The organism is Bacillus zhangzhouensis (genome assembly GCF_000715205.1).
Classification (GTDB): Bacteria; Bacillota; Bacilli; order Bacillales; family Bacillaceae; genus Bacillus; species Bacillus zhangzhouensis.
Map to the genome: position 1 here is coordinate 246,348 of NZ_JOTP01000002.1, position 23,739 is coordinate 270,086.

A 23,739-nucleotide genomic window follows, 5' to 3' on the forward strand; every position below is an offset into this window, starting at 1 on the left:
TCTTATCCCACCATTCCCATTAAATATACAACGGTAAAGATGAAGACCCACACAACATCAATGAAGTGCCAATAAAGACTTGCCACATAATATTTTGGTGCATTATATAAATCCAGTCCGCGTCTACTATTTCGAATCATAAGAGCGGTAATCCAGCAAAGTCCAAATGCAACGTGAGCTCCGTGGGTTCCTACAAGTGTATAAAAGGAAGAGCCAAGAGCAGAGCTGGTAATCGTAAATTCATATTCATGCACATAGTGATAAAACTCATAAATTTCAACCCCTAAAAATCCAGCACCTAATAAAACAGTCACTCCGAGCCATAGCTGCATTTTTTTAAAGTTAAAGTTTTTCATATGATACATTGCATACACACTCGTTAAACTGCTCGTTAACAGGAGCATTGTGGCAACAAAGACAATTGTGATGTCAAACATATCAGTTGTTTTTGCTCCACCTGCATTTGAGTTTTTCAGCGCCAAGTAAGTGGCAAACAAAGATGCAAACAGAACAGTTTCTCCCCCAAGAAACAACCAGAACCCGACGAACTTATTCTTTCCTTCTAATGTGGCTTTCTCAGGCGAAGCCGGAAAGGTTTCCGCTGTCATTTTTTGTGGTTCCATTATGCTTTCACCCCTTTATCATCGTCATCGGTCAAATCTTCTTTGTGAATATGATATCCATGATCATCTTTAAGAGACCTGACCAGCATGGTCGCAAACGTAATGCCAAGACCAATGAAAATCACCGGAAGACCCCAGCTGTGCTCTTGACGATACATGAATCCAAACGCTGACACAAATAGACCGAATGAGATAATGACAGGTAAGATGGAATTATTCGGCATGTGAATATCATCGAGCGGTTCAGATGCTGTCATTCCTTTTTTACCATCCATTTTTTCAATCCATAATGGATCAAGTCCTCTTACAAGTGGAAGCTGTTTAAAGTTATATTCTGGCGGAGGTGAAGACACTGCCCATTCAAGCGTTCTTCCATCTCCCCAAGGATCGCCCGATACACGCTCCCCTTTTGCTGTTGTCCAGATGACGTTAATCAACATGATGACAACTGCTACAAACATAAAGAAAGCACCTATTGTACTAATCAAGTTTCCAAGCTCAAGGCCCTGACCTGGCAGGAACGTAAAGACACGGCGCGGCATGCCCCATAACCCCAAGAAATGCTGGATAAAGAAGGTTAAATGGAAACCGATGAAAAAGAGCACAAAGCTAATTTTCCCAAGCTTCTCATTAAGTATTTTTCCAAACATTTTAGGCCACCAGTAATGCACACCTGCTAAAATTCCGAATACCACACCACCGATAATCACGTAGTGGAAATGCGCCACAACAAAGTACGTATCATGGAATTGATAATCAGCTGCAGCGGCTGCAAGCATGACCCCGGTTACCCCGCCAAGTAAGAATGACGGAATGAATGCAACAGAATACAGCATCGGTGTCGTAAACTTCACGTTACCGCCCCATATGGTGAGCAGCCAGTTAAATACTTTAATCCCTGTTGGCACCGCAATCGCCATAGTAGCTACGGCAAAGATCGCATTTGCAATAGGTCCTAGCCCTGTTGTGAACATGTGATGCGCCCACACCATGAATCCTAGGAAACCAATCAATACAGTGGCGAACACCATGGACGAGTAGCCGAACAATCTTTTTCTTGCAAACACTGGAATGATCTCAGAGAAAATTCCGAATGCTGGCAGGATCAAGATATATACTTCCGGGTGTCCGAAAATCCAGAACAAATGCTCCCAGATGATCGTATTCCCTCCAAGCTCTGGATTGAAAAAGCTCGTATCAAACATTCTATCAAGCATCAGCATCGCAAGCCCTGCTGTGAGCGGCGGGAATGCGAATAAAATGAGTGCAGATGCGACAAATGTCGTCCAAGTGAAGAGCGGCATTCTCATGTACGTCATACCAGGCGCTCTCATATTAATGATCGTCACAAGAAAGTTGATACCGGCAATCAGCGTACCAATTCCCGCTATCTGCAAACCTAAAATATAGAAATCCATGCCATGCCCTTCTGAATTCAGCGTGAGCGAAGCGTATGCAGTCCAGCCCGCATCAGGTGATCCGCCTAAGAACCAGCCAAGGTTTAAGAAAATTCCTCCGAAAAAGAATAGCCAAAAACCAAGTGAATTCACAAACGGAAATGCTACGTCACGTGCACCAATTTGAATTGGTACAACCGCATTCATTAATGCAAATAAAAGTGGCATTGCTGCAAGGAAAATCATTGTCGTTCCATGCATCGTCATGATTTCATTGTAAACCCCTGCACCCACAAAATCATTTTCAGGGATGGCTAGCTGAATACGGATAAACATCGCTTCTAGGCCGCCAACCAAAAAGAAAAATCCCCCTGCCACTAAATATAGTACGGCAATTTTTTTGTGGTCAACCGTCGTCAAGTAATCCCATAAGACAGCGCCAAACCCCCGCTTTTTAGCTATTGTACTCACCATGAAATCCCCCTCTTATCTCCCATTTGCCCCTTTTCATATAGATGTCTATCTTAACGATCTTTTAAACAGACTGTGTCTGACAGATGACTACTTCTCGGTTGTAGAGACATATTCGGGAGCTCTTAACAAAAACTTCAATAAGATCACATACCCATTTGAACATAGGCTCTAAAAATTACTCTATTTTAAGACCTTTTAAATACTCGTAGAGTGCATCTGCTTCTGAGTCATTTAATTTAGGATACGTCCCTGTCATCTTATTACCTGGTTTAAAGCTCTCTGGATCTTTCAGCCATGCTTTCACATTTTCTTTGTTCATGTCTTTAATTCCAGCTACTTTCGTTCGCTCTCCGAACGTCGCAAGGTTTGGAGCAGTCCTTGCCGCTTCAGGCCGTTCGTCCCCAGGCTCTACTGCGTGACAGCTCAAACAGTTTTTCTCTTTAAATAGTTTTTCACCCTCTAGGGCTAGGTCTGACGTGGATGTGGGCTTCTTGTAATCTGCCATTTTTTTGGTCCACCCTAAAAACTCATCTTGAGAAAGCGTTTTAACTTTAAAGTCCATTAAAGCATGTGATGGACCACAAAGCTCCGCACATTTCCCGTAGAAATATTCTCCAGCATCTTTCGTTCGTTTCGAATCAAATTGCAAATAAAATTTGTTCTCATTGTCTGTATTTGTATCGATTTTACCGCCAGCTGATGGAACCCAGAAAGAGTGTTTAACATCGGATGCTTTCAGCTTAAAGTACACCTTTTGATCTGTCGGTACAATTAATTCCTGACTTGTGACAATCCCATAATCAGGGTATTCAAATTCCCACCAATATAAGCTGGCTCTTACATTTACAACAAGTGTCTTTTCAGGATCTCGTTTTTTCTTATCCATAGCGCTTGTATCCCCTAGCTCAAGCGTATATGCCACAACAGGTACAACGAGAATAATGAGTAGAAGAATTGGAATCGCTGTCCACGTAATTTCTAGGTTACGGTTCCCTTCCACCTGTTTTGGAATCGTATCTTCTCCCACTTTAGAACGTTTAAATTTAATGATGACGTAAAAGAAAATGATCGATACAACAATGACGACAAGAACCATAATAAGTGTACTCAGTACCGTCAGGAAAAACTGTTTATCTGCTACTTCCCCGACTGGCTTGAGTGTTGATAAGTATGGTTCACCGCAGCCCGCCAAAACGAGCGTCAGTAAGAGAAACAGTGAATAAACACGCCATTTTCTTATCATAATTTGTCCCAACCCCTTTTGCTTGATCTCCTTTGCCTTTCGCTTTTTACCTCTTATTTATAAAATCACCTTTCACTCATCAATAACCCCCGCCCCTTATAAAAGCACTTACATTTCCTCTTTTCATAAAAAAATGATGTTTTTACTCAAAATACCATCTATGTATAAACAGAAAGCCGCCTAAATAGAACTGAATATCAGGCGGCTTTCATAGTTGTAAGAAAATGTTGTGTTATAAGATATAGCCATTGTTTTGATGTGATCAAAGTGTATTTCACTCTAGAATAGTGTAATAATAATCATCGCAACGAAAAAGATGGTTAAGTAGTTTAATGAATAAACGAACATCAGTGTAGACCACTTCATAACGTCTTTCATTTTAAAGCCCATAAGGCCAATGACGAGCCAACCAATGTTTAGCAATGTACCAAGTGCAACAATCGGCCATCCTAATCCACCTAAGAAAAACGGAAGTGGAAGAAGACATGCTGTCCAAATAATAATTTGGCGTTTTGTGACTTCAAAGCCGTAGACAACTGGCAGCATCGGAATGCCTGCCTTGCGGTAATCTTCCGTTTTCTTAATCGCAAGTGACAGGAAGTGTGGGATTTGCCAAATGAACATAATCATAAACAAAACCCAAGCCGTTGTGTCAATTGTACCTGTGACAGCTGTCCAGCCGATTAATGGCGGAACCGCCCCAGATACACTTCCGATGACAGTATTGATGGTGTAATGGCGTTTAGACCACATGGTGTAAAGAACCGCATAAGTAAAGACTCCAATAAATCCAATCACTGCTGATGTAATGGTTGTCATCAGAAGCATAATGAGTCCAAGTACAACAAGCAAAATGCCAAATGCATACGCTTGCCCCGGCTGAATTTTACCTGTAACCGTCGGTCTTGTTTTTGTTCTTTCCATTAATATATCAATATCACGGTCAAACGCATTATTAATAGCGCATGAACCGGCAATAATGAGAGAAGAACCAATCATTGTTAACAGCACAATATCAAGATTCCCAAGAAAACTCATATCTGTAAAATAAAAAGCAAGCCACATTCCAGTAAATGTTGTAATGAAGTTGGAATTGACGATGCCCATTTTAATAAGAGCAAGAAAATCTTTCCAAGCTGTTGTTTCTTCTATTTGTCCATGAATAGCTGCTTCCGCGGCTGTTTTGGAATTTGCCAATGTGTATAACCTCCCTTGCCCAAACCTTGAAACTAACAAATGAAACGTAAAATCGTTACAACTCTATCATACAAGATAAAGAGCTGTAAAAAAACATCCTATTAAATAATAAACGACAAACTTGAAGTTATTTGTGAACTTTTCGTGAATTTATATAGGATATATATGTGTGTTTCAGAAGGCGGTGCAAAATGAAATATTCTCTCCTCTATTTCTATCAGACTGTCAAAGAAAGATCAAGCACTCTAAATCTGTAAACTTTGTGAACTAACATATCATTTTTTTGTGAACTTTGGTGATTATGAATTGCAACAGAACACGCATTTGGCTTAAACTTGAGAGCATGTGAGGTTTTCATTTGTATCAGAAGTTTTTTAGAGAAGGTGAAATAATTTGATGAAATTTGCTTTAAGGCTATTGAGCGTTGTCACAACGTTTGTGATGCTGATCGTTCTGATTGGTGGTGCGCTTGTTACAAAAACCGGCTCGGGTCTTGGCTGCGGTAGACAGTGGCCCCTTTGCCACGGTCGTTTCTTTCCTGAAATGAATCCTGCTTCCATCATTGAATGGAGTCACCGCATGTCAACAGGGGTTTCCACTATTCTTGTACTAGCACTGGCGATCTTATGCTGGAAAAAAATTAGTCCAGTATTCCGTGAAACCAAATTCTTGGTCATCATGTCCATTATATTCTTACTGCTCCAAGCGCTGTTAGGGGCACTCGCCGTTGTGTTTGGTTCTAACGCACTTGTGATGGCACTGCACTTCGGTATTTCACTGATTTCTTTTGCTTCAATCTTACTGCTTGCCCTTCTTGTGTTTGAGGCAACTAGATCTGAAACAAAGCTTGTGAAGCCCCTTCATATCGGAAAAAGAATGCAGTTCCATATTTATGGCTTGATCACATATACTTATATCGTGGTGTATACGGGTGCTTATGTAAGACATACAAAATCGAGCCTTGCTTGCTCTGTCTTTCCATTTTGTTCAAAAGACGGCGCACTTCCGACTTATTTTAATCAGTGGGTTCAAATGTCTCACCGAGCAGCAGCACTTCTTTTATTCGTATGGATATTTATCGCCATGATCCATGCCATTAAACATTATAAAGATCAGAAGCAGTTGTATTATGGATGGATCATTTCAGCCATTCTGATTACACTTCAAGCAATTTCAGGTGTGATGTCTGTTTATTCTCACCTTGCACTTGGTTATGCGCTTGCTCATTCATTCTTTATTTCTTGTTTGTTTGGGGTACTATGCTACTTCTGCTTACTCATTGCCCGGTATAAATATGAAAGTAAAGAGCCATTTAGATAAAAGTTTTTATCCCCCTTCCATGTGGAAAGGGGATTTCTTTTATTGTTGTTTTGCTTCTTCAAATAGCGAAATGGCTTGTTTGCGTCTTTCTTGATGATCGACTGTTGGCAGTGGATAGGCATCACCTAGCACACATCCAGATTTTATTTGTTCATCTATCGGCATTTTACTTGGTTCATGAATCCATTTTTCATCGACATGTTTTAGTTCAGGTACATATCTTCTGATAAATTGCCCAGTTGGATCAAATCGCTTCGATTGGGTCGTTGGATTAAATATACGAAAGTAAGGAACAGCATCCGTTCCGACAGAGGCTGCCCACTGAAATCCCCCGATATTTGAAGACTCATCATAGTCCACGAGTTTTTTCGCAAAATACGCTTCGCCTTTTCTCCAATCAATCAAATAATCCTTTGTTAAAAATGAAGCAGTCACCATTCGCAAGCGGTTATGCATCCAGCCTTCTTCATTTAATTGCCTCATCCCTGCATCAACGAGCGGAAAGCCTGTTTCACCTTTACACCAAGCTTCAAAAAGAGTCTCATCTCCATTCCATTTCACCCCTTGAAATGAAGAATTGATTTCTTTTTCTTTCATCTCTGGATAGTGCGCAAAAATCATATGATAAAAATCACGCCACGCCAGCTCTTTCACAAAGGGTTCCCAGCCCTCGTCTTCATAAAGTGCTCCCTCATTTACAGCATGAAAGATCGTCCGAATAGAAATGGTGCCTGTTTTTAAAAATCGCGACAGCTTACTCGTTCCAAAAACAGACGGAATATCCCGTTTCTCATGATAATGTGTCAGCCTTTTTTGGATAAAGGTGTTTAGCGTGTTCATCGCTTTGTCTGAACCAATTTGATCAAATTTCCTTGAACATCCCTTGATGATGCTTTTTAGTTTGTCCTCCCCTTTTTGAGAAAGTGACTCATCACAAATCGAATGCTCGCTACTGAAAAAAGATTTGTCAACTTTTATCACACGTTGCTTCTCTTGCTTTCGCCATGATTGATAGTATGGAGTGAACACTTGATAATGAGACCCATCCGCTTTTAAAATATCTCTCGCCCCATGAAGGTGTGTATCTTGCCACTTTGATACATGAATGCCCTTTCCTTCTAAAAAATCGCTTACTCGATGATCACGTGTTTGACCAATTCCAACTTGGTCTTCATTAAAAAAGACGGCTTTGATGTCATAAACATCGATGACCTGCTGAAAGGCGGACAAGACATCGTCATGGAAAAGGTGAACATACACTTGAGATTCTCTCGCTTCCTTGACAAAATGAGCCAAGCTTTGAAAGAAGTGTTCGTGGTTTAAATCAAGCTCCATTTCTGTAAAAAAAGGATCTACATGATAAAAAGCAAATAGTTTGTACTCGTGTTTTTTTGCATATGTGATCGCTTTTGATAAGGCGATATGATCATCCAATCGCATATCTCGGCGAAACCAAATCACGACGATTTCCAACTTTCTTCACCTCATTCTATAGTGTAATCACTCTTTCAGGCCGCTGCACATTTTAATGCGCTCAAAAAAAGACACATCGCTATGGATGTGTCTCACTCATTATTCAGGCTTTAATACAATCAGCAGATCACCGGTTTGAATTGGTTCTCCATTCGTCACATGAATTTCATCTATAACCGCAGAGAATGGTGCTTGAACGGTCGTTTCCATTTTCATGGCTTCATTGATCATCAGGTGCTCACCTTGCGAGATTTTCTGCCCTTTTTCAACAAGCACTTTGATTACGGTGCCTGGCATCGATGCGGCAATGTGATTTGGATTCGAGCGATCCGCCTTCATTTTTTCTTGAACGGAGGATTTGATGCTTTCATCCTTAATCACCACTTCACGCGGCTGACCATTTAGCTCAAAGTAAATGACTCTTGTGGCATTTGGATTCGGTTCTCCAATTGACACGAGTTTGACAATGAGGGTTTTTCCTTTTTCAATTTCCACCTCAATCTCTTCACCTAGTCTCATCCCATAGAAGAACGTTGGTGTGTCAAGAACAGAGATATCACCATAGCTTTCTGCTGTTTGAACGAATTCAGAAAAGACTTTCGGATATAAGGCATATGCAATCGCATCTTGTTCTGTCAACGACAGGTCATGTGATTCTTTGAATTGCTTTTTAATTTCTTCAAAGTCCACTGGCTTCAGCTTCTCACCTGGTCTGACAGTCAGCGGCTCTTCCCCTTTTAAAATCAGCTTTTGCAGTTTTTCTGGGAATCCGCCATGCGGCTGACCTAAATAGCCTTTAAATAATTCAACAACAGAATCCGGGAAGTCCAGTGTTGCGCCTTTTTCATAGACATCCTCTTCTGTTAGATCATTTTGCACCATATAAAGTGCCATATCTCCGACCACTTTAGAGGATGGTGTTACCTTCACAATATCACCAAACATGTCATTTACACGTCTGTACATTTCCTTTACTTCATTCCAGCGCTCGCCAAGGCCTACACCTTTCGCCTGCTGCTGCAAGTTACTATACTGACCGCCAGGCATTTCATGCTCATAAATTTCTGTATGCGGCGAATTCATGCCACTTTCGAACTCATGATAGTATTTTCTGACGGAATCCCAGTATTGAGAAAGACGTTCTACAGCTTTGACGTTCATTTCTGGCTTTCTTTCATGTCCATCTAAAGCATAGTATAACGAGCTCGCACTTGGCTGCGATGTGAGCCCCGCCATAGAGCTAACGGCAACATCAACAATATCAACACCTGCATCGATCGCTCTTGCATAGGTGAACAGTCCGTTTCCACTCGTATCATGTGTATGAAGATGGATTGGGATGGTCAGTTCATCTTTTAAAGCAGATACAAGCTCGTAAGCTGCCTGCGGTTTTAATAATCCCGCCATATCTTTAATGCCTAAAATATGAGCACCTGCCGATTCAAGTTCCTTCGCAAGAGAGACATAGTATTTAAGGTCATATTTCGGACGAGATGGATCAAGAATATCCCCCGTATAACAAATGGCTGCCTCAGCCACTTTGCCTGATTCACGAACAGAATCTATGGCAAGCGTCATGCCTTTGACCCAGTTTAAGCTATCAAAAATGCGGAACACATCAATGCCTGCCTCAGCCGATTCCTTTACAAATGCTTTAATGACATTATCTGCATAGTTTGTATATCCGACAGCGTTTGATGATCTTAAAAGCATTTGAAACAAGGTGTTCGGAACTTCTTGACGAAGCTCTTTCAGTCTTTCCCAAGGATCTTCTTTTAAGAAACGATACGCAACATCAAATGTAGCGCCGCCCCACATTTCCATACTGAATAGCTCTGGCCATAACCCTGCTGTTGGCTGGGCAATTTTCTTCAAGTCATGTGTTCTAAAGCGTGTTGCAAGCAGAGACTGATGGGCATCTCTAAAGGTTGTATCTGTTAAAAGAACGTTACTTTGTTCTTTTACCCAATTGGCGAGCCCCTCAGGTCCATGCGTATCTAACAATTGTTTTGTCCCAGACGGAACCTCTTCATGGACTGGAAGCTTCGGTACATTTGGTCTATCAAATTGAGGCTTCTTTTTCTCCGCAATACCAGGGAACCCATTAATGGTCACGTTACCAATATAAGTCAACATTTTCGTTCCACGGTCTTTTTGTTTTGGGAAATTAAATAGCTCTGGCGATGAATCGATAAACGACGTATCGTATTCCCCTTTTAGAAACTTCTCATGCTTTGCCACGTTTTCAAGAAATGGGATATTCGTTTTAATGCCGCGAATCCTGAATTCTTGTAAATTACGGACCATTTTAGCAGCAGCCTGATCAAATGTGAGCGCCCATGTGGACAGCTTGACCAATAATGAATCGTAATAAGATGTAATGACTGCACCTTGGAAGCTGTTCCCAGCATCTAAACGTACACCAAATCCCCCACCTGAACGGTAGGCCATAATTTTTCCAGTGTCCGGCATAAAGTTATTCAAAGGATCCTCTGTCGTGACCCTTGATTGAATGGCAAATCCATGTGTGAAGATATCTTCTTGCTTTGGTATTCCGACTTCATCGCTATGGAGATCATGACCCTTTGCGACAAGAATTTGGGTTTGTACGATATCGACACCTGTGATCATTTCTGTGATCGTATGTTCCACCTGTACCCTAGGATTGACTTCAATAAAATAAAACTCACCATTTGCCACTAGGAATTCTACAGTCCCAGCGTTCATATACGACACATTTCGAGCCAGCTTAACAGCCGCTTCGCAGATGTCTTCACGTAATTGATCTGTAAGAGATACACTTGGTGCAACTTCAATGACTTTTTGATGACGCCTTTGGACAGAGCAGTCACGCTCATATAAATGAATGATATTGCCGTGATTGTCACCAATCACCTGCACTTCAATATGTTTCGGATTTTCAATCAGTTTCTCAACGTATACTTCGTCATTTCCAAAAGCAGCTTTTGCCTCTGACTTTGCACGGTCATAGCCTTCATTCAGCTCCTCTTTTGACCTGACAATCCGCATACCTCGGCCGCCGCCGCCAAGTGAAGCTTTAATAATAAACGGGTAACCGTATTCTTCACCGAATTTTTCGACTTCTTTGACCGAATCAACTGGCCCGTCACTTCCTGGAATGACTGGAATTCCAGCTTTTTTCGCTTCATCTCTCGCCTTTACTTTATCTCCAAACATATCTAAATGCTGAGAAGTTGGACCGATGAATTGAATGCCTTCCTCTTCGCATCGTCTTGCAAAATGAATGTTTTCGGATAAAAATCCGTACCCTGGATGAATCGCATCCACGTCATTTCGTTTTGCAATTTCGATGATCCCCTCGATATCAAGGTAGGCATCAATCGGTTTTTTCCCTTCTCCAACTAGATATGCTTCATCTGCTTTATAGCGATGATAAGAGCCCGAGTCTTCTTTGGAGTAAATGGCCACTGTACGTAAATTAAGCTCTGTACAGGCCCTGAAGACTCTGATAGCAATTTCCCCTCTGTTTGCAACTAGAACCTTTTGAATTGTTCTCTGTGACATTCTCACTCCTCCATATCCCTTAAAATTTTATATGTACTCTATAATAAAGGAAGAAATGAAAACTGTACACTTTTGTTTTCTAAAGATTCAAAGTTTTCTGCAATCCATTTTTTTGAAGTGATGGTTTGCTGATTGATTTTTTCTTTTTATAACGCTCTTTATATTCAGTGAACATGCTGATATTCAGCAGTATTCCCATACATCCACTTAATAAAATGATGGACGATCCCCCGTAGCTGATAAAAGGAAGTGTCACCCCAGTGATTGGAATAAGACCTGAAACACCACCCAAATTGATACATGTTTGGATCGCAATCATCGAAGAAATTCCTATTGCAAGCAAACTTCCAAACGGATCCTCACACTTTCTCGCAATATAAAAACCTTTTACGACGATGAAGCCAAGTAGAGCTAGAACAAAAAATACACCGAAAAAGCCAAGCTCTTCCGAGATGATCGCCATGATAAAATCTGTATGTGGCTCTGGAAGATACCCATACTTTTGGACACTCTCTCCAAGTCCAAGTCCAAAAAAGCCACCTGATCCAATCGCATAATATGAATTAATCAATTGATGCCCAGTGGCGCCTGCATCTTTAAACGGGTCTTGGAAACTCTCAAAACGTCCGAGACGATTTTGCGTGAAAATTTTATCCCAGAACAGCATAATAAACGGTGTCACGACGACCATCACTGCACTAAATAGCGCTAACAGCTTCGCAAGCGTTTTACCGCTAAAGCCTGAGCATAAAATCATCGCAAGGGCAATCATGCCGATGATAAAGGCTGTCCCATAATCTGGCTGCAAAATAATGAAGCCACATAAGATGGAGACAATCACGATTGGAGGTGTGACCCCTCTTAAAATATGATCAATATAGTGCTGCTTTTTTGCATACACAGCAGCAAGATAGATGATGACGACAATCTTCACAAATTCTGCTGGCTGAAGACTAAAAGGTCCTATTTTGATCCAGCTTCTAGCATTCCCTGCAATGTGACCGCCAAAGTACACATAGATGAGTGAAACAACAGAAAGCAGCAGCATACCGATCTGGAATTTTTTATTTGAAAACAGCTGATATGGAGCCAGAGCTGTAAAGATCAAGATGACCGCCCCAACAATCATAAATAAAAGCTGTTTCTTAAAAAAATTATCTGGCGCGGCATCATATCTGATGACAGATGTAATCATACTTGAGCTATACACCATCACCAAACCGAATGCGCTAATTAATATAATGGCGAACAATAATGAGTAGTCATACGATTTTAGCATTCTCTTTAACATATAATCCTCTTCCTAACGTCTGTTTCTTCTGCTCGATATCCTCTTAGCTGTTCTTATTCTACTACATTTTCTCCGTTTGATCCCGTTTTACCTCTTTTATATTGTTCGTCATTCATGAAAGAATCAAGTCCGTTTGTTCTCAAACAATCAAAAGAAAATGGAGGACAAAAAAACTCAAACTTATGTTGTGGAAGTTTGAGTTTTCGATCATTATTTTTTTGTGAACGCATCATGAAGTGCGGAAAGCTCTCTCTCAAGTTTATCGAGTAGTTTCTTGCCTTCATGTTGATCAACTAATCCAAGTCGGACAGCAAAATCAATTTCTCTCGATAATCCGAACATTTGAGTATCTAAAACCTCTTCATAAAGAGGACATTGCGGCATCGTTAAGTTGTCCATTTGCACTTGGATCAATTTTAAAATTTTATCTGCATCCAATTTTAATAAAGACAGTGCTTTTTGCCGATGATCGACTAAAATTTCTGACGCCAAAAGTATCCCTCCGTTCCCCAGGCGAGTACCTAATTCTTCTATTTATCATAAAGCGAAACGCCCAAAATTGCAAGCAGATTTGTACAGTTCGCTCTGTAAAAATAAAAAGAAGGCATGAGTTGTTAAAAGATACTCATTTCATATTTTTCACTCATGAGCTCAAGCAGCTTAATTCCAGCAATACTATTCCCTTTCTCATCCAGCGCAGGCCCGAAAATGCCAATCCCAAAATCATATGGCGCTGCTCCCATGATCCCGCCGGAGACACCGCTTTTGGCGGGAATCCCGATATTAATGGCAAATTCTCCGCTTGCATTGTACATTCCGCAAGTCACCATAAAGGTTTTACAAATTCTAGCGACATCTTTTGAAAGGATTTGCTTCCCCGTCTCTGGATGCCTGCCGTCTAATGAAAAAACACAAGCGATTTTCGCCAAATCCAAGCTGTTCATCATGATGGCACATTGTTTCGTATAAACATCCATGACCTCTTCTACATTCCCTCTAATAATATGATATTGCTTCATGTAATAGCACATGGCGCGGTTAATCATCGATGTCTCAAATTCGGAAGCAGCTGTTTCTTTACAGTATGTAATGCTTGTGTCATTTGCAAGCTCTCTAATAAAAGCGAGCAATCGATTGAGCTGATCTTGCGGGGTCCTGCCTTTTATTAAGCTTGTGACTGCGAGCGCTCCTGCGTTAATCATTGGGTTCAACGGCTTATTCGGGCTTGCTGTTTCAAGTTTAATCATCGAATTAAATGGATCGCCTGTCGGTTCCTGCCCAACAAATTGAAATACTTTTTTTGGCCCTTCTTCTGAGAGCACGAGCGCAAGTGCTAATACTTTTGAAATACTTTGAAGGGTAAACCTTTTATCTACATCCCCTGCCGAGTGACATGTGTTACTCACATGATATACAGCCACAGATAAATCCGTCTGATCCGCTTTACCGAGAGCAGGAATATAGGATGCTACTTTGCCATATTTGGCGACTTTTTTTGCTTCTTCTACAAATCGCTGAAGCTCTTCATTGTCACGACATGCCATGCCCAAAATCCTCCCTATATTTCATGTAAGGTTAGTGTGTACAAAGAGAAGCATGTTTATGAAAGTGACAAAGCGGGCGAAAACTTCTATAATTTATGATGGAAAGGGGTTGTCTTGAACATGAGCATTATTCAAATTAAGGGGAACGTACGGTACAAGATCACCATTGATCCAAGTGTGTGGATTTTTGATGACCGCAAATTTTTAATGGATTCATTTTTTGAGAAAAGCGCAGCAAGTGAAGAGAATCAGCTTGATCAGGAGCTTGACCAAGAGCGGGTCATAAGAGAGGGGCAAACACTCCCACCCACTTTAAAAACAGAGAAGAAATACGAAAAAGAAAGACTCGTCACAGGCAGCTTCGGTATGAAGCTTGGCGACATGCTGAAAAATGCAGAACCGCTTGATGAGGCGGCAGCGTGTGAATTTGTCACAGAAACGGAAACAATTGCTGTGCCGCTTTCTAAAGCAATGGAAAGCATTGCTCATTTCAGTCAAAATGGAAAGCCTATTACAGAAGAAGGACCAATCCACGTTTATTTCGAGGATCAGTCCAACATCACTCAGCCCATTAAAGGTGTAAAAGAGCTAATCATTACATAAGATAGAGGGTCTGGACTATAATAAATCAGCTGCAAGCTGTGCAAGTCCAGATCTTTCTCCTTTGACAAGCTTGACATGTCCAGATATTTGTTGCCCTTTGAAGCGCTCAATGACATACGTAAGCCCATTATTTAAGCTATCTAAATAAGGATGATCAATCTGCTCTGGATCTCCCATCAGCACAATTTTACTTCCCTCTCCAACTCGCGTTAATAATGTTTTCACTTCGTGTTTTGTTAAATTTTGCGCCTCATCAATGATGATAAATTGATCAGGTATACTTCTTCCACGGATGTAAGTTAAAGCCTCCACCTGAATCGAACCAATACCCGCTAAGATCGCATCAAGTTCTCCAGGTTTTTTTGTATTAAATAAAAATTCTAGGTTGTCATAGATCGGCTGCATCCACGGTCTGAGCTTCTCTTCCTTCTCGCCTGGCAAGTAGCCTAAATCCTTACCAACAGGAACAATTGAGCGGGCCACGATGAGCTTTTTAAACATGCCGAGATCCTCTGTTTGCATCAATCCAGCAGCAAGTGCAAGCAATGTTTTGCCTGTCCCCGCTTTTCCGATGAGTGTCACGAGCGGAATGTCGCGGCGTAAAAGTAGCTCTATCGCCATCGTCTGCTGAACATTTTTCGGGCGGATTCCCCAAATATGTTCTTGATCATAAATGAGACGCTTGATGAGCTCTCCTTTTTGATCAAGCATTCCTAAAGCAGAACCCCCTTCATTTCCCTTCATAATGACAAATTGATGAGGGTTTAACGAGGCATTGGTGACATCTTTTACGTGTAACTGATTTTGCTTATAAAATGTATTCAACTGTTCCGTCGGAATATAGAGCTCGTGATAGCCATTATCAATGTCTTCATTTTGCAGCACACGATCACTTAAAAAATCCTCTGCTTGCAGCCCAATGGCATCTGCCTTCACTCGCACTAAGACATCCTTGCTAACCAAAATGACAGGCCGCCCATGAGGCTTTGTTTCTTCCTCTAAGCTCAAATTCTTTGCCACAGCCAAGATCCGATTATCGTTCGTTTTTTCAATGAAAATTTCTTGAAGTTCATGGAAAGAACGGTGATTCAGTTCAATGCGCAGTGTCCCTTTTGACTCTAGCGTAATTTTTTCATGCAGTTTCCCTTTCGATCTCAAAGCGTCGATTAAACGTGAAACGCGCCGAGCATTTTGCCCAACCTCGTCCATGTATCTCTTTTTCGAGTCTACTTCTTCTAACACAACGGCCGGAATGACGACCTCATTGTCTTCAAATGAAAAGATTGAATTCGGATCCTGTAATAACACATTCGTGTCTAATACATAAATTTTACTCAGGTCCTTCGCCTCCTGATCGGGGTTTCATTCATCCTTGTCTTTCCAAAAACGATTGTTAAAATATATGTTTTCATGAATAAAGTTAGAAGGTTAATTCAACAATAAAATAAATCATGCAGTTTGTGAAGGAGGGAATACACATGCGACTATTTGTTACATTATTCATGATTCATACCATCTTTCTGTTGGGCGCTTGCCAGCAGCAGGAAAAGCCAGAGGCTCTGGACAAGCAAGATGGACGCCAGCACTTAGTACGGGTGTCAGACTCAACCAAGAAAAATACCGATCAAGCCCGCCCATCAACAGATGTCGCGCAGCATCTTGTCAATGTGACCGAGCATGTAGCAGATGTAAATGATGCAACGGCTATCGTCATCGGCCGCTATGCTGTTGTTGGCATTGATGTAAAAGATGATTTAGATAGAAGCAAAGTAGAAACCATTAAATATTCAGTCGCAAAAGCGCTGAAAAATGACCCAGAGGGTGCGAATGCTGTTGTGGTCGCTGACCCAGATACAGTCAGCCGTTTAAAAGAAATGGGCAAAGAAATTCAAGCAGGCCGTCCTGTAAGTGGTATTATGGATGAACTAGCTGCCATTGTCGGACGTGTGATGCCAGAGATGCCGCGAAATGAGATCGATCGTAGCGAAACGGACCCGACGAATGACCCGAATGATCAGCTCAAACAAAACGATCAAAAGCAGTTAGAAAAAAATCAAAACGATCAATCAAACCATCATATGAATCAGAAGAAATAATGAGAACGGCTTGTATCTCTTGTGATATAAGCCTTTTTCTACGCTGATTTTAAGTGGTTCAGAAAACATGCTATAATGAATGCAACAAAGTGAGGTGAAAATGATGAGAGTGAAGTGCTCATTATGTGAAAAGCTTGAAACCATTGATGATGATACACTCGTTGCTAAGCGGTTAAGAAATCGACCGATTCATACATATATGTGCGATGACTGCCAAGAAAGAATTAAAGTCAAGACAGAAGCACGCATCAAAACTGGCAGATTCTCTCTTTATCAAGATCCTGCGACGAAAGAGAAAAAGAAGAAAAAAGGAAAAAAAGAACAAAAAACATAAAAAAGACCTGACACATGTTCAGGTCTTTTTTTACGTATTTACTGTTCCTTCTTTTTTCGCACGATGCAGCCGTATTTTATAAATAATTAAAATGGCAGCTGCCACTACTAGGCCTTCCGCTACTGGCAAGAAGATTCCTAAAAATGTGAGAAACGTACAGCCAAAAATCAAAAACAAATAAATCACGAGCGCTTTTAAAATCGGTAGACGTCTAGCAAAGCCGAGCTTAAAAACAATAATCGCTAAAACAAGGATGGTGCCATATAGGAGCCACATCCCTGCTTGCGGATTTTCATCGACACGAAACAGCATCGCGAAAAAGGATAGATTCTCACTTACTTCCTGATCATTCAAAAAGATTCCCTCCCCTTATCTTTCAGGGTTCTATCTTTGTTAATTCTTCATGGAATTAGGATAATCCTGCTAGCTTTTTCTTCTTCGCTGCTTTCTCACGTTCGTTTTTATCTAAAATTTTCTTTCTTAGACGAATGGATTCTGGTGTAACCTCACAGTATTCGTCTTCATTAAGATACTCAAGAGATTCCTCAAGTGACATAATACGTGGTTTTTTCATACTAACCGTTTGATCTTTTGTAGCCGAACGCACGTTCGTTTGTTGTTTCATACGGCTAACGTTGACAACAAGATCGTTCTCACGGTTATGCTCACCAACAATCATTCCTTGATATACTTCAGTACCTGGCTCAACAAAAATCACACCGCGCTCTTCAACACCTTGGATTCCGTAAGAAGTCGCTTTGCCTGTTTCCATTGAAACAAGTACACCTTGACGGCGTCCGCCAACTTGACCAGACTGCATCGGCTGATAGCTGTCAAACGTATGGTTCAGAATACCAAAACCACGAGTTAATGAAAGAAATTCAGTTGTATATCCGATTAAACCACGTGATGGAACTGTAAAGATCAGGCGAACTTGACCGTTACCATTATTGATCATGTCAATCATGTCACCTTTTCTTGCGCCCATTGACTCCATGATAGAGCCAGTGTGCTCTTCTGGTACATCAATTTGAACGCGTTCTACAGGCTCACATCGAACACCATCCACTTCTTTTACAATAACTTCTGGCTTCGATACTTGTAATTCAAACCCTTCACGTCTCATATTCTCAATCAGAATCGATAAGTGAAGCTCTCCGCGTCCAGATACGACCCAAGCATCAGGTGAATCAGTTGGATCCACGCGAAGACTTACGTCTGTTTGAAGCTGCTGCTCTAAACGCTCTTCAATTTTACGTGATGTCACGTATTTTCCTTCACGGCCTGCAAATGGGCTGTTGTTGACAACAAACGTCATTTGAAGTGTCGGCTCATCAATACGAAGGATTGGCAGTGCCTCTTGGTGTTCTACCGGACAAACTGTTTCACCTACGTTGATGTCTTCCATACCAGATACAGCGACAAGATCTCCAGCTTTCGCTTCATTGATTTCCACTCGTTTTAACCCTTGGAAACCAAAAATCTTTGTCACACGGAATTGTTTCACGCTGCCATCGACTTTCATCAGGGCTACTTGCTGTCCTACTTGCATTGTCCCTCTGAATACACGGCCGATTCCAATTCTTCCAACATAATCATTGTAATCAAGTAGCGCCACTTGGAATTGAAGCGGCTCTTCATGGTTATCAATTGGGCTTGGAATATGGTTGACAATTGCTTCAAACAAAGATTCCATGTTTTCATCTTGCTTGCTCGCATCATTACTTGCCGTACCATTGATTGCTGATGCATACACAACTGGGAATTCAAGCTGTTCTTCTGTTGCATCCAATTCAATGAACAAGTCAATAACTTCATCGACTACTTCAGCCGGACGAGCAAAGTCGCGGTCAATTTTATTGACAACAACAATTGGTGTTAAGTTTTGCTCAAGTGCTTTTTTCAGCACAAATCGTGTTTGAGGCATACAGCCTTCATAAGCGTCCACCACGAGAAGTACACCATCTACCATTTTCATGATACGCTCAACCTCACCACCGAAGTCGGCGTGCCCTGGTGTATCTAAAATATTAATGCGTGTATCTTTATAATGGATCGCAGTATTTTTAGCTAAAATCGTAATACCGCGCTCTCGCTCTAAATCATTTGAATCCATGGCTCTCTCAGCGATATTTTCATTCGCACGGAAAGTACCAGCTTGATGGAGCAATTGGTCAACAAGCGTCGTTTTACCATGGTCAACGTGGGCAATAATTGCGATGTTGCGAAGATCTTTTCGAAGTTTCACATTTTCATCTCCTAAAATAATTAGATAACTTTCATATTATATCACAATCCCCTTTAAAATCCGATCGTTTTTCTGTAAACTTATATTAACTCTAAAAAAAGGGATGGAGACAAATGAAACAAATCAAATGGCTTCTATTATTATGTGCATTACTTGCAGTCGTCAGTATGGCGTTTATTGGGGTATCTGTTGCAGAAAAAAGCACACTGGGAACATGCCTTAGTATCGTGTTCGCCATGATTTTCATGGGTACAGGATTTACATTAAAAAGAAAATTAAACGTGCAATCATAAAATTTCTCAAAAGCCTTTTACATTCTACATGTAGAAGGCTTTTTATTTCGAGTAAAAACAAGACCAACCACCTATGAAAACCCGAGTAATCAGACTGAAAATAGCATGTAGACTTGGCAAATATAAGCAATCTGAACCTCTCTATTTTTCGACAAGAACTTTTATAGTTCTCCAAAATCAAACACAAAGTTACAATTTTCCTATTCTTCCACAAACTTTCTCATGGTATGCTGTTCTTGCAACAAAATTTAACAGAAAAGGGAGAGAAAAGAAGCATGAAGAAGTTTTTGAGCAAATCGCTCAGCTCTGTTGTATTTTTCGCTTTAGCTATCATTCTTACTTTCACAACAGTAGCTCCTGGGCAAGCAAACGCTGCAACGTTCAAAGGGATTCCTTTTGAACAGCAACAAATTATTAAAGATTTATTGGAGAAAAACGAGCGTGTCATCAACATTCTCATCAATTCATTTGTTGAGGAAGACAACAGCTACACATTCGATGTGAAAAAAGCGATTGAGCTCGGTTTGACTGAAGAAGAAGCGGCGACTGCTGAGAAATTCTTAGATCGCGCAGCTGTTCTTACAATCGTTTTCAGTGAAAGCATCACTAAAGACGAAAAAGGAAAATTAGTTTTTGATGCAGAAAAAGCGATTGAACTTGGTCTTACTAAAGAAGAAGCAACTAAATTCGAAAAGCTTTTCAAATCAGTGATCAGAATTGCTGATCTTGCTGGTGATGCACTTGTTCTAGACAAAAAAGGAAATGTTGTAATTGATTCAAAAATTGCAAAAGGTCTTGGATTCAGCTCTACTGAATTACTTGTTTTCAACCAATTGCTTAAGAAAATTCCTCAAGAGCAATTAAAAACGTTCTATGATGCAGTTCAACTTGCAAAAGAAAAATTAAACTAAGCTCAAAAACCCCCACCTGGTTCTTCCAGATGGGGGTTTTTATTTCAGCCAATATAGAATGATCATGATGACGTACACTACACTAAACACGATACTCGCTCGACGTAAGAGCTTTCCATCTTTTTTCTTCCTTTTCATCTAAGTATGGCATGGGATCTGGTGTCTTGATCATTGAAGAGAACAAAAAGTCCAAGTACACACCATTGAATCATTTTCATACTGTACTCATTTAAAATCAAATACCTTTCAAAATGGAGCGATAAATCACTAAACAAATCAAACATTGATACACAATCCTTTACATCAAATTAAGGCCTCATCGGTATAGACATTCGCCTTACCAAAAAGTTTCAGGAAAAACAAAAAATCACTTCATTCTCATGAAGTGATTGTGTTTATCTTTTATTTCCGCTTCCTTTTATGTAATCGTGCAAGATCTTTTCACAAATGGATCGATTTCCTGCAACAATGCTATTTTTCTCTAGGAACGTAAGCCGCTCTCCGTGAATATTTGAGTAAACAGCCCCTACTTCATCAAGCAGCACGCAGCCGGCCGCATAATCCCATGGCGCAAGCCTTAACGTGATGTATGCGTCACTTCTTCCACTTGCAATATAAGCGAGTTCAAGCGCAGCTGATCCAATCGTACGAGTCCCTCTCACGTCACGTACGAGACGGGCAAACGGTTTGGCATCAAAATAAGGGCTTTCGATTGCCCATGTCGGGTTAATGCCCACAATGGCTTTTTCAATCGCGACATCTTTTAGTGGCGGGAGCAGGGTATCGTTCATATAGGCTCCTTCTCCTTTGACCGCATGATATAGCTCGTCATGAATGACGTCATAAATAAGACCGATTTTTCCAACGCCATTTTCAAATATCCCAATTGAAATGGCAAAGTTGCGTTTTTGATGGATAAAGTTCATTGTGCCATCAATCGGATCAATGATCCACACAATCCCACCCAGTGAGGTCACCTCTTCCCCTTGTCCCTCTTCTCCTAAAATGTGATGATCTGAAAATGTCGACTGAATCTTTTCAATGAAAAAACGCTCTGTTTCTTTATCGATGTTTGTGACAAGATCATTAGGATTTGATTTTGTTTCAATTGATAGACCTTCCTGCATGGACGCTTTAATACGGCTTCCTGCTTCTTTTACCCAAAGCTTTGCAAGACGGTCAATTTCCACCCAGTTTGTCATCAGACTGTAAACCTCTTTTCTATGTAGTACCTATTTGTATTAGCATACTGATATTATGTACGTAAAAGCAAGAAAAAAGCAGCGTCATACAAAAACGAACCGATGAATTGGTTCGTTTTTACCTCACCTTGTTTTACCCTTGAAGCTGCTCCCATTCTTTTCTTAGGCGCTCAAGCTTTCGTTTGCTGCGTTCAATTTGAATAACATCTTTTTGCTCGATGGCTTCATGAAGCGTAGAAAGCTCATAATCAACCTCTAATCTCCACACAGCGATGCGATTCTTCTTCTCTTGTCTATACCCCTGCTTCACGATTTGCTTCATTGGTCAACGCCCCTTCCAGAGAATGATTCATTCCTTGTCAGTTTTCATTGATAAAAAATACAATCGATAAGAGAATTGGTTCTTGCTTATATCGTATGAAGCGATCGCATAACCGCAACGACATTCTGAAAATTGTGTTTTTACCTATTTGTTATGTACCACAAATTCGATGTTTTTAAACGCTACATTATATCCTCTGTAATCTTTCTCCTTATGGTGCATCTTTTTTTGAGCTTGACCCAAGCTATGATAAAATATGATCAGCGAAAAGATACAGGAGGCATAACATGAGTGAGATGCGTTTTAGAGATGAAGATTTTGAGACATTCACAGTTGACGGTTTAGATGAACGAATGACCGTATTAAAAGAAAGAGTCCGTCCAAAGCTTGAGGCTCTTGGCGAACATTTTGCACCGCTTCTTTCTTCTATTACAGGAGACGAGATGTTTGTACACGTAGCAAAGCATGCGAGAAGATCAGTCAACCCGCCAAATGATACGTGGGTTGCTTTTGCAAACAGTAAGCGCGGGTATAAAAAGCTCCCTCATTTTCAAATTGGGCTTTGGAAAACTCATGTATTTGTATGGTTTGCACTTATTTATGAATCTCCAGTTAAAGGTGAGTATGGGCAATTATTCGAAAAAGAGCTAGACACCATCCAGCAGAAAATACCGCAAGATTTCGTTTGGTCTAAAGATCATATGAAACCAGACGTACTGCGTCACAATGAGCTTGATGCTGAACAGCTGAAAACACTATTTGAACGTGTTCAAACGGTAAAGAAAGCCGAACTCCTTTGCGGCATTCAGCTACCTAGAGAAGAAGTCGTTCAAATGAATAATGAAGAGTTTTTATCGAAAATCGAAAATGCCTTCCGTACGTTGACTTATCTATACCGCTTTACACAGAAAGAATCTGTATAAAAAAACGAGCCTATCATGGCTCGTCAGGCTGTCGAGAAAATCTCGACAGCTTTAGTTTTTTCCTTAAAGTTTCCATTCCCCCGTTTTATAATAGAGAAAAGCATACTAAAGGAAGGTGTTTTTCTCATGTTCCACACTAGAAATTCTTCTCAGCACGAAGCTGAATTTGTATTGCTAGATCAACTGGTCGAAGAGGATCACCTACTTCGTAAAATTGATCAGTACATTGACTTTTCATTTATCGTAGATAAAGTAAAACCGTATTATAGTGAGAATAAAGGTCGTCCTTCTCTAGATCCACTCATTTTGTTCAAAATGATGTTTATCGGATACCTGTATGGTATCCGTTCTGAAAGACAACTTGAAAAAGAAATTTACTATAACATGGCGTATAGATGGTTTTTAGGTTTGAATATCAATGACCCCGTTCCTCATCATTCCACCATTAGTTGGAATCGTCGTACGCGATTTAAAGATACAACGATTTTTCAAGATATTTTTGATGAGATTGTGCTTCAAGCCATCAATCACGATATGGTTGGCGGTCGTGTCCTTTTTACCGATTCAACCCATCTAAAAGCGAATGCCAATAAACATAAATATACGAGAAAAACGATCGAGCAAGATACTCAGAACTATATGAAAGAATTAGATGAAGCCGTCCAAGAAGATCGAGAGGTAAATGGCATTATTCATTTA

Annotated in this window: 22 protein-coding genes; 8 read left to right on the forward strand and 14 right to left on the reverse strand. The window is 40.6% G+C overall.

Features of this window, described 5'->3' with window-relative positions; all coding sequences use genetic code 11:
- Positions 1-2 precede the first annotated feature (2 nt).
- From ctaE to cyoE, 4 genes are all read right to left on the reverse strand, one after another.
- Positions 3-623, reverse strand: coding sequence for a cytochrome c oxidase subunit III (gene ctaE / locus BA70_RS03135; RefSeq protein ID WP_034318056.1), 621 nt, complete (start codon positions 621-623; stop codon positions 3-5).
- Positions 623-2,494 carry a cytochrome c oxidase subunit I gene (gene ctaD / locus BA70_RS03140; RefSeq protein ID WP_034318059.1) on the reverse strand — a complete coding sequence of 624 codons (1,872 nt, stop codon included), beginning with the start codon at positions 2,492-2,494 and terminating at the stop codon, positions 623-625. The genes ctaE and ctaD overlap by 1 nt, the downstream gene beginning before the upstream one ends.
- Before the next feature lie 175 nt (positions 2,495-2,669).
- Complete coding sequence (gene coxB / locus BA70_RS03145) at positions 2,670-3,737, reverse strand: cytochrome c oxidase subunit II (RefSeq protein WP_034318061.1); 1,068 nt, start codon at positions 3,735-3,737, stop codon at positions 2,670-2,672.
- Positions 3,738-4,016: 279 nt separating this feature from the next.
- Positions 4,017-4,934 carry a heme o synthase gene (gene cyoE / locus BA70_RS03150; RefSeq protein WP_034318063.1) on the reverse strand — a complete coding sequence of 306 codons (918 nt, stop codon included), beginning with the start codon at positions 4,932-4,934 and terminating at the stop codon, positions 4,017-4,019.
- Between the two features lie 396 nt (positions 4,935-5,330).
- Here cyoE and BA70_RS03155 point away from each other — a divergent pair, with 396 nt between their 5' ends.
- Positions 5,331-6,254, forward strand: coding sequence for a COX15/CtaA family protein (locus BA70_RS03155; RefSeq protein WP_034318066.1), 924 nt, complete (start codon positions 5,331-5,333; stop codon positions 6,252-6,254).
- A gap of 39 nt (positions 6,255-6,293) precedes the next feature.
- On the opposite strand, the gene BA70_RS03160 is transcribed toward BA70_RS03155, so the two are convergent.
- The 5 genes from BA70_RS03160 to glsA form a co-directional block, all read right to left on the reverse strand.
- Positions 6,294-7,727 (reverse strand): cryptochrome/photolyase family protein, encoded by a 1,434-nt coding sequence (locus BA70_RS03160; RefSeq protein WP_034318069.1) that lies wholly within the window; start codon positions 7,725-7,727, stop codon positions 6,294-6,296.
- 99 nt (positions 7,728-7,826) lie between these two features.
- The gene (gene pyc / locus BA70_RS03165; RefSeq protein ID WP_034318072.1) at positions 7,827-11,273 is read right to left on the reverse strand and encodes a pyruvate carboxylase; all 3,447 of its coding nucleotides are present in this window, start codon (positions 11,271-11,273) and stop codon (positions 7,827-7,829) included.
- A gap of 79 nt (positions 11,274-11,352) precedes the next feature.
- Positions 11,353-12,564: a putative lipid II flippase FtsW gene (gene ftsW / locus BA70_RS03170; protein ID WP_034318075.1), complete on the reverse strand. Its 1,212-nt coding sequence runs from the start codon at positions 12,562-12,564 to the stop codon at positions 11,353-11,355.
- Positions 12,565-12,774: 210 nt separating this feature from the next.
- Complete coding sequence (locus BA70_RS03175) at positions 12,775-13,056, reverse strand: Fpa/YlaN family protein (RefSeq protein WP_034318078.1); 282 nt, start codon at positions 13,054-13,056, stop codon at positions 12,775-12,777.
- 122 nt (positions 13,057-13,178) lie between these two features.
- Positions 13,179-14,108 (reverse strand): glutaminase A, encoded by a 930-nt coding sequence (gene glsA / locus BA70_RS03180; protein WP_034318080.1) that lies wholly within the window; start codon positions 14,106-14,108, stop codon positions 13,179-13,181.
- A 120-nt stretch (positions 14,109-14,228) separates the two neighbouring features.
- Between glsA and BA70_RS03185 the strand changes: the two genes are divergently transcribed.
- Positions 14,229-14,711, forward strand: a complete 483-nt coding sequence (locus tag BA70_RS03185) for a hypothetical protein (protein ID WP_034318081.1) — start codon at positions 14,229-14,231, stop codon at positions 14,709-14,711.
- Positions 14,712-14,726: 15 nt separating this feature from the next.
- On the opposite strand, the gene BA70_RS03190 is transcribed toward BA70_RS03185, so the two are convergent.
- Positions 14,727-16,049, reverse strand: coding sequence for a PhoH family protein (locus BA70_RS03190; RefSeq protein ID WP_034318084.1), 1,323 nt, complete (start codon positions 16,047-16,049; stop codon positions 14,727-14,729).
- 140 nt (positions 16,050-16,189) lie between these two features.
- Between BA70_RS03190 and BA70_RS03195 the strand changes: the two genes are divergently transcribed.
- Together BA70_RS03195 and BA70_RS03200 are read left to right on the forward strand one after the other, a co-directional pair.
- A complete protein-coding gene (locus BA70_RS03195; RefSeq protein ID WP_034318087.1) occupies positions 16,190-16,807 on the forward strand; it encodes a YhcN/YlaJ family sporulation lipoprotein in 618 nt (205 codons plus the stop codon).
- Positions 16,808-16,910: 103 nt separating this feature from the next.
- Complete coding sequence (locus tag BA70_RS03200; protein ID WP_012009835.1) at positions 16,911-17,141, forward strand: YlaI family protein; 231 nt, start codon at positions 16,911-16,913, stop codon at positions 17,139-17,141.
- A 30-nt stretch (positions 17,142-17,171) separates the two neighbouring features.
- Here the strand turns inward: BA70_RS03200 and BA70_RS03205 are convergent, their stop codons facing one another.
- Positions 17,172-17,453: a YlaH-like family protein gene (locus BA70_RS03205; RefSeq protein ID WP_051691106.1), complete on the reverse strand. Its 282-nt coding sequence runs from the start codon at positions 17,451-17,453 to the stop codon at positions 17,172-17,174.
- A 97-nt stretch (positions 17,454-17,550) separates the two neighbouring features.
- The gene (typA, locus tag BA70_RS03210; RefSeq protein WP_034318093.1) at positions 17,551-19,389 is read right to left on the reverse strand and encodes a translational GTPase TypA; all 1,839 of its coding nucleotides are present in this window, start codon (positions 19,387-19,389) and stop codon (positions 17,551-17,553) included.
- Between the two features lie 113 nt (positions 19,390-19,502).
- Here typA and BA70_RS03215 point away from each other — a divergent pair, with 113 nt between their 5' ends.
- Together BA70_RS03215 and BA70_RS03220 are read left to right on the forward strand one after the other, a co-directional pair.
- Positions 19,503-19,682: a DUF5325 family protein gene (locus BA70_RS03215; protein ID WP_034318096.1), complete on the forward strand. Its 180-nt coding sequence runs from the start codon at positions 19,503-19,505 to the stop codon at positions 19,680-19,682.
- A gap of 275 nt (positions 19,683-19,957) precedes the next feature.
- Entirely contained in the window at positions 19,958-20,593 is a 636-nt protein-coding gene (locus BA70_RS03220; RefSeq protein WP_034318099.1) for a hypothetical protein, read from the forward strand.
- Positions 20,594-20,988: 395 nt separating this feature from the next.
- On the opposite strand, the gene BA70_RS03225 is transcribed toward BA70_RS03220, so the two are convergent.
- Both BA70_RS03225 and BA70_RS03230 read right to left on the reverse strand, forming a co-directional pair.
- Complete coding sequence (locus tag BA70_RS03225) at positions 20,989-21,795, reverse strand: inositol monophosphatase family protein (RefSeq protein ID WP_034318102.1); 807 nt, start codon at positions 21,793-21,795, stop codon at positions 20,989-20,991.
- Positions 21,796-21,928: 133 nt separating this feature from the next.
- Entirely contained in the window at positions 21,929-22,117 is a 189-nt protein-coding gene (locus BA70_RS03230; RefSeq protein WP_034318105.1) for a hypothetical protein, read from the reverse strand.
- Positions 22,118-22,404: 287 nt separating this feature from the next.
- Here BA70_RS03230 and BA70_RS03235 point away from each other — a divergent pair, with 287 nt between their 5' ends.
- Together BA70_RS03235 and BA70_RS03240 are read left to right on the forward strand one after the other, a co-directional pair.
- Positions 22,405-23,040: a DUF1054 domain-containing protein gene (locus tag BA70_RS03235; RefSeq protein WP_034318108.1), complete on the forward strand. Its 636-nt coding sequence runs from the start codon at positions 22,405-22,407 to the stop codon at positions 23,038-23,040.
- Between the two features lie 126 nt (positions 23,041-23,166).
- The coding region (locus BA70_RS03240) for an IS5/IS1182 family transposase (protein WP_034318110.1) at positions 23,167-23,739 on the forward strand (573 nt) is incomplete at its 3' end.

Bases quoted from the DNA above. Each gene is read 5' to 3' on its own strand.
- pyc (WP_034318072.1), bottom strand. From the start codon at position 11,273: ATGTCACAGAGAACAATTCAAAAGGTTCTAGTTGCAAACAGAGGGGAA.
- BA70_RS03200 (WP_012009835.1), top strand. From the start codon at position 16,911: ATGAGAGTGAAGTGCTCATTATGTGAAAAGCTTGAAACCATTGATGAT.
- BA70_RS03235 (WP_034318108.1), top strand. From the start codon at position 22,405: ATGAGTGAGATGCGTTTTAGAGATGAAGATTTTGAGACATTCACAGTT.
- BA70_RS03205 (WP_051691106.1), bottom strand. From the start codon at position 17,453: ATGCTGTTTCGTGTCGATGAAAATCCGCAAGCAGGGATGTGGCTCCTA.
- BA70_RS03195 (WP_034318087.1), top strand. From the start codon at position 16,190: ATGCGACTATTTGTTACATTATTCATGATTCATACCATCTTTCTGTTG.
- glsA (WP_034318080.1), bottom strand. From the start codon at position 14,108: ATGGCATGTCGTGACAATGAAGAGCTTCAGCGATTTGTAGAAGAAGCA.
- BA70_RS03215 (WP_034318096.1), top strand. From the start codon at position 19,503: ATGAAACAAATCAAATGGCTTCTATTATTATGTGCATTACTTGCAGTC.
- ctaD (WP_034318059.1), bottom strand. From the start codon at position 2,494: ATGGTGAGTACAATAGCTAAAAAGCGGGGGTTTGGCGCTGTCTTATGG.
- ftsW (WP_034318075.1), bottom strand. From the start codon at position 12,564: ATGTTAAAGAGAATGCTAAAATCGTATGACTACTCATTATTGTTCGCC.
- BA70_RS03155 (WP_034318066.1), top strand. From the start codon at position 5,331: ATGAAATTTGCTTTAAGGCTATTGAGCGTTGTCACAACGTTTGTGATG.
- BA70_RS03220 (WP_034318099.1), top strand. From the start codon at position 19,958: ATGAAGAAGTTTTTGAGCAAATCGCTCAGCTCTGTTGTATTTTTCGCT.
- coxB (WP_034318061.1), bottom strand. From the start codon at position 3,737: ATGATAAGAAAATGGCGTGTTTATTCACTGTTTCTCTTACTGACGCTC.
- ctaE (WP_034318056.1), bottom strand. From the start codon at position 623: ATGGAACCACAAAAAATGACAGCGGAAACCTTTCCGGCTTCGCCTGAG.
- BA70_RS03225 (WP_034318102.1), bottom strand. From the start codon at position 21,795: ATGACAAACTGGGTGGAAATTGACCGTCTTGCAAAGCTTTGGGTAAAA.
- BA70_RS03230 (WP_034318105.1), bottom strand. From the start codon at position 22,117: ATGAAGCAAATCGTGAAGCAGGGGTATAGACAAGAGAAGAAGAATCGC.
- BA70_RS03185 (WP_034318081.1), top strand. From the start codon at position 14,229: ATGAGCATTATTCAAATTAAGGGGAACGTACGGTACAAGATCACCATT.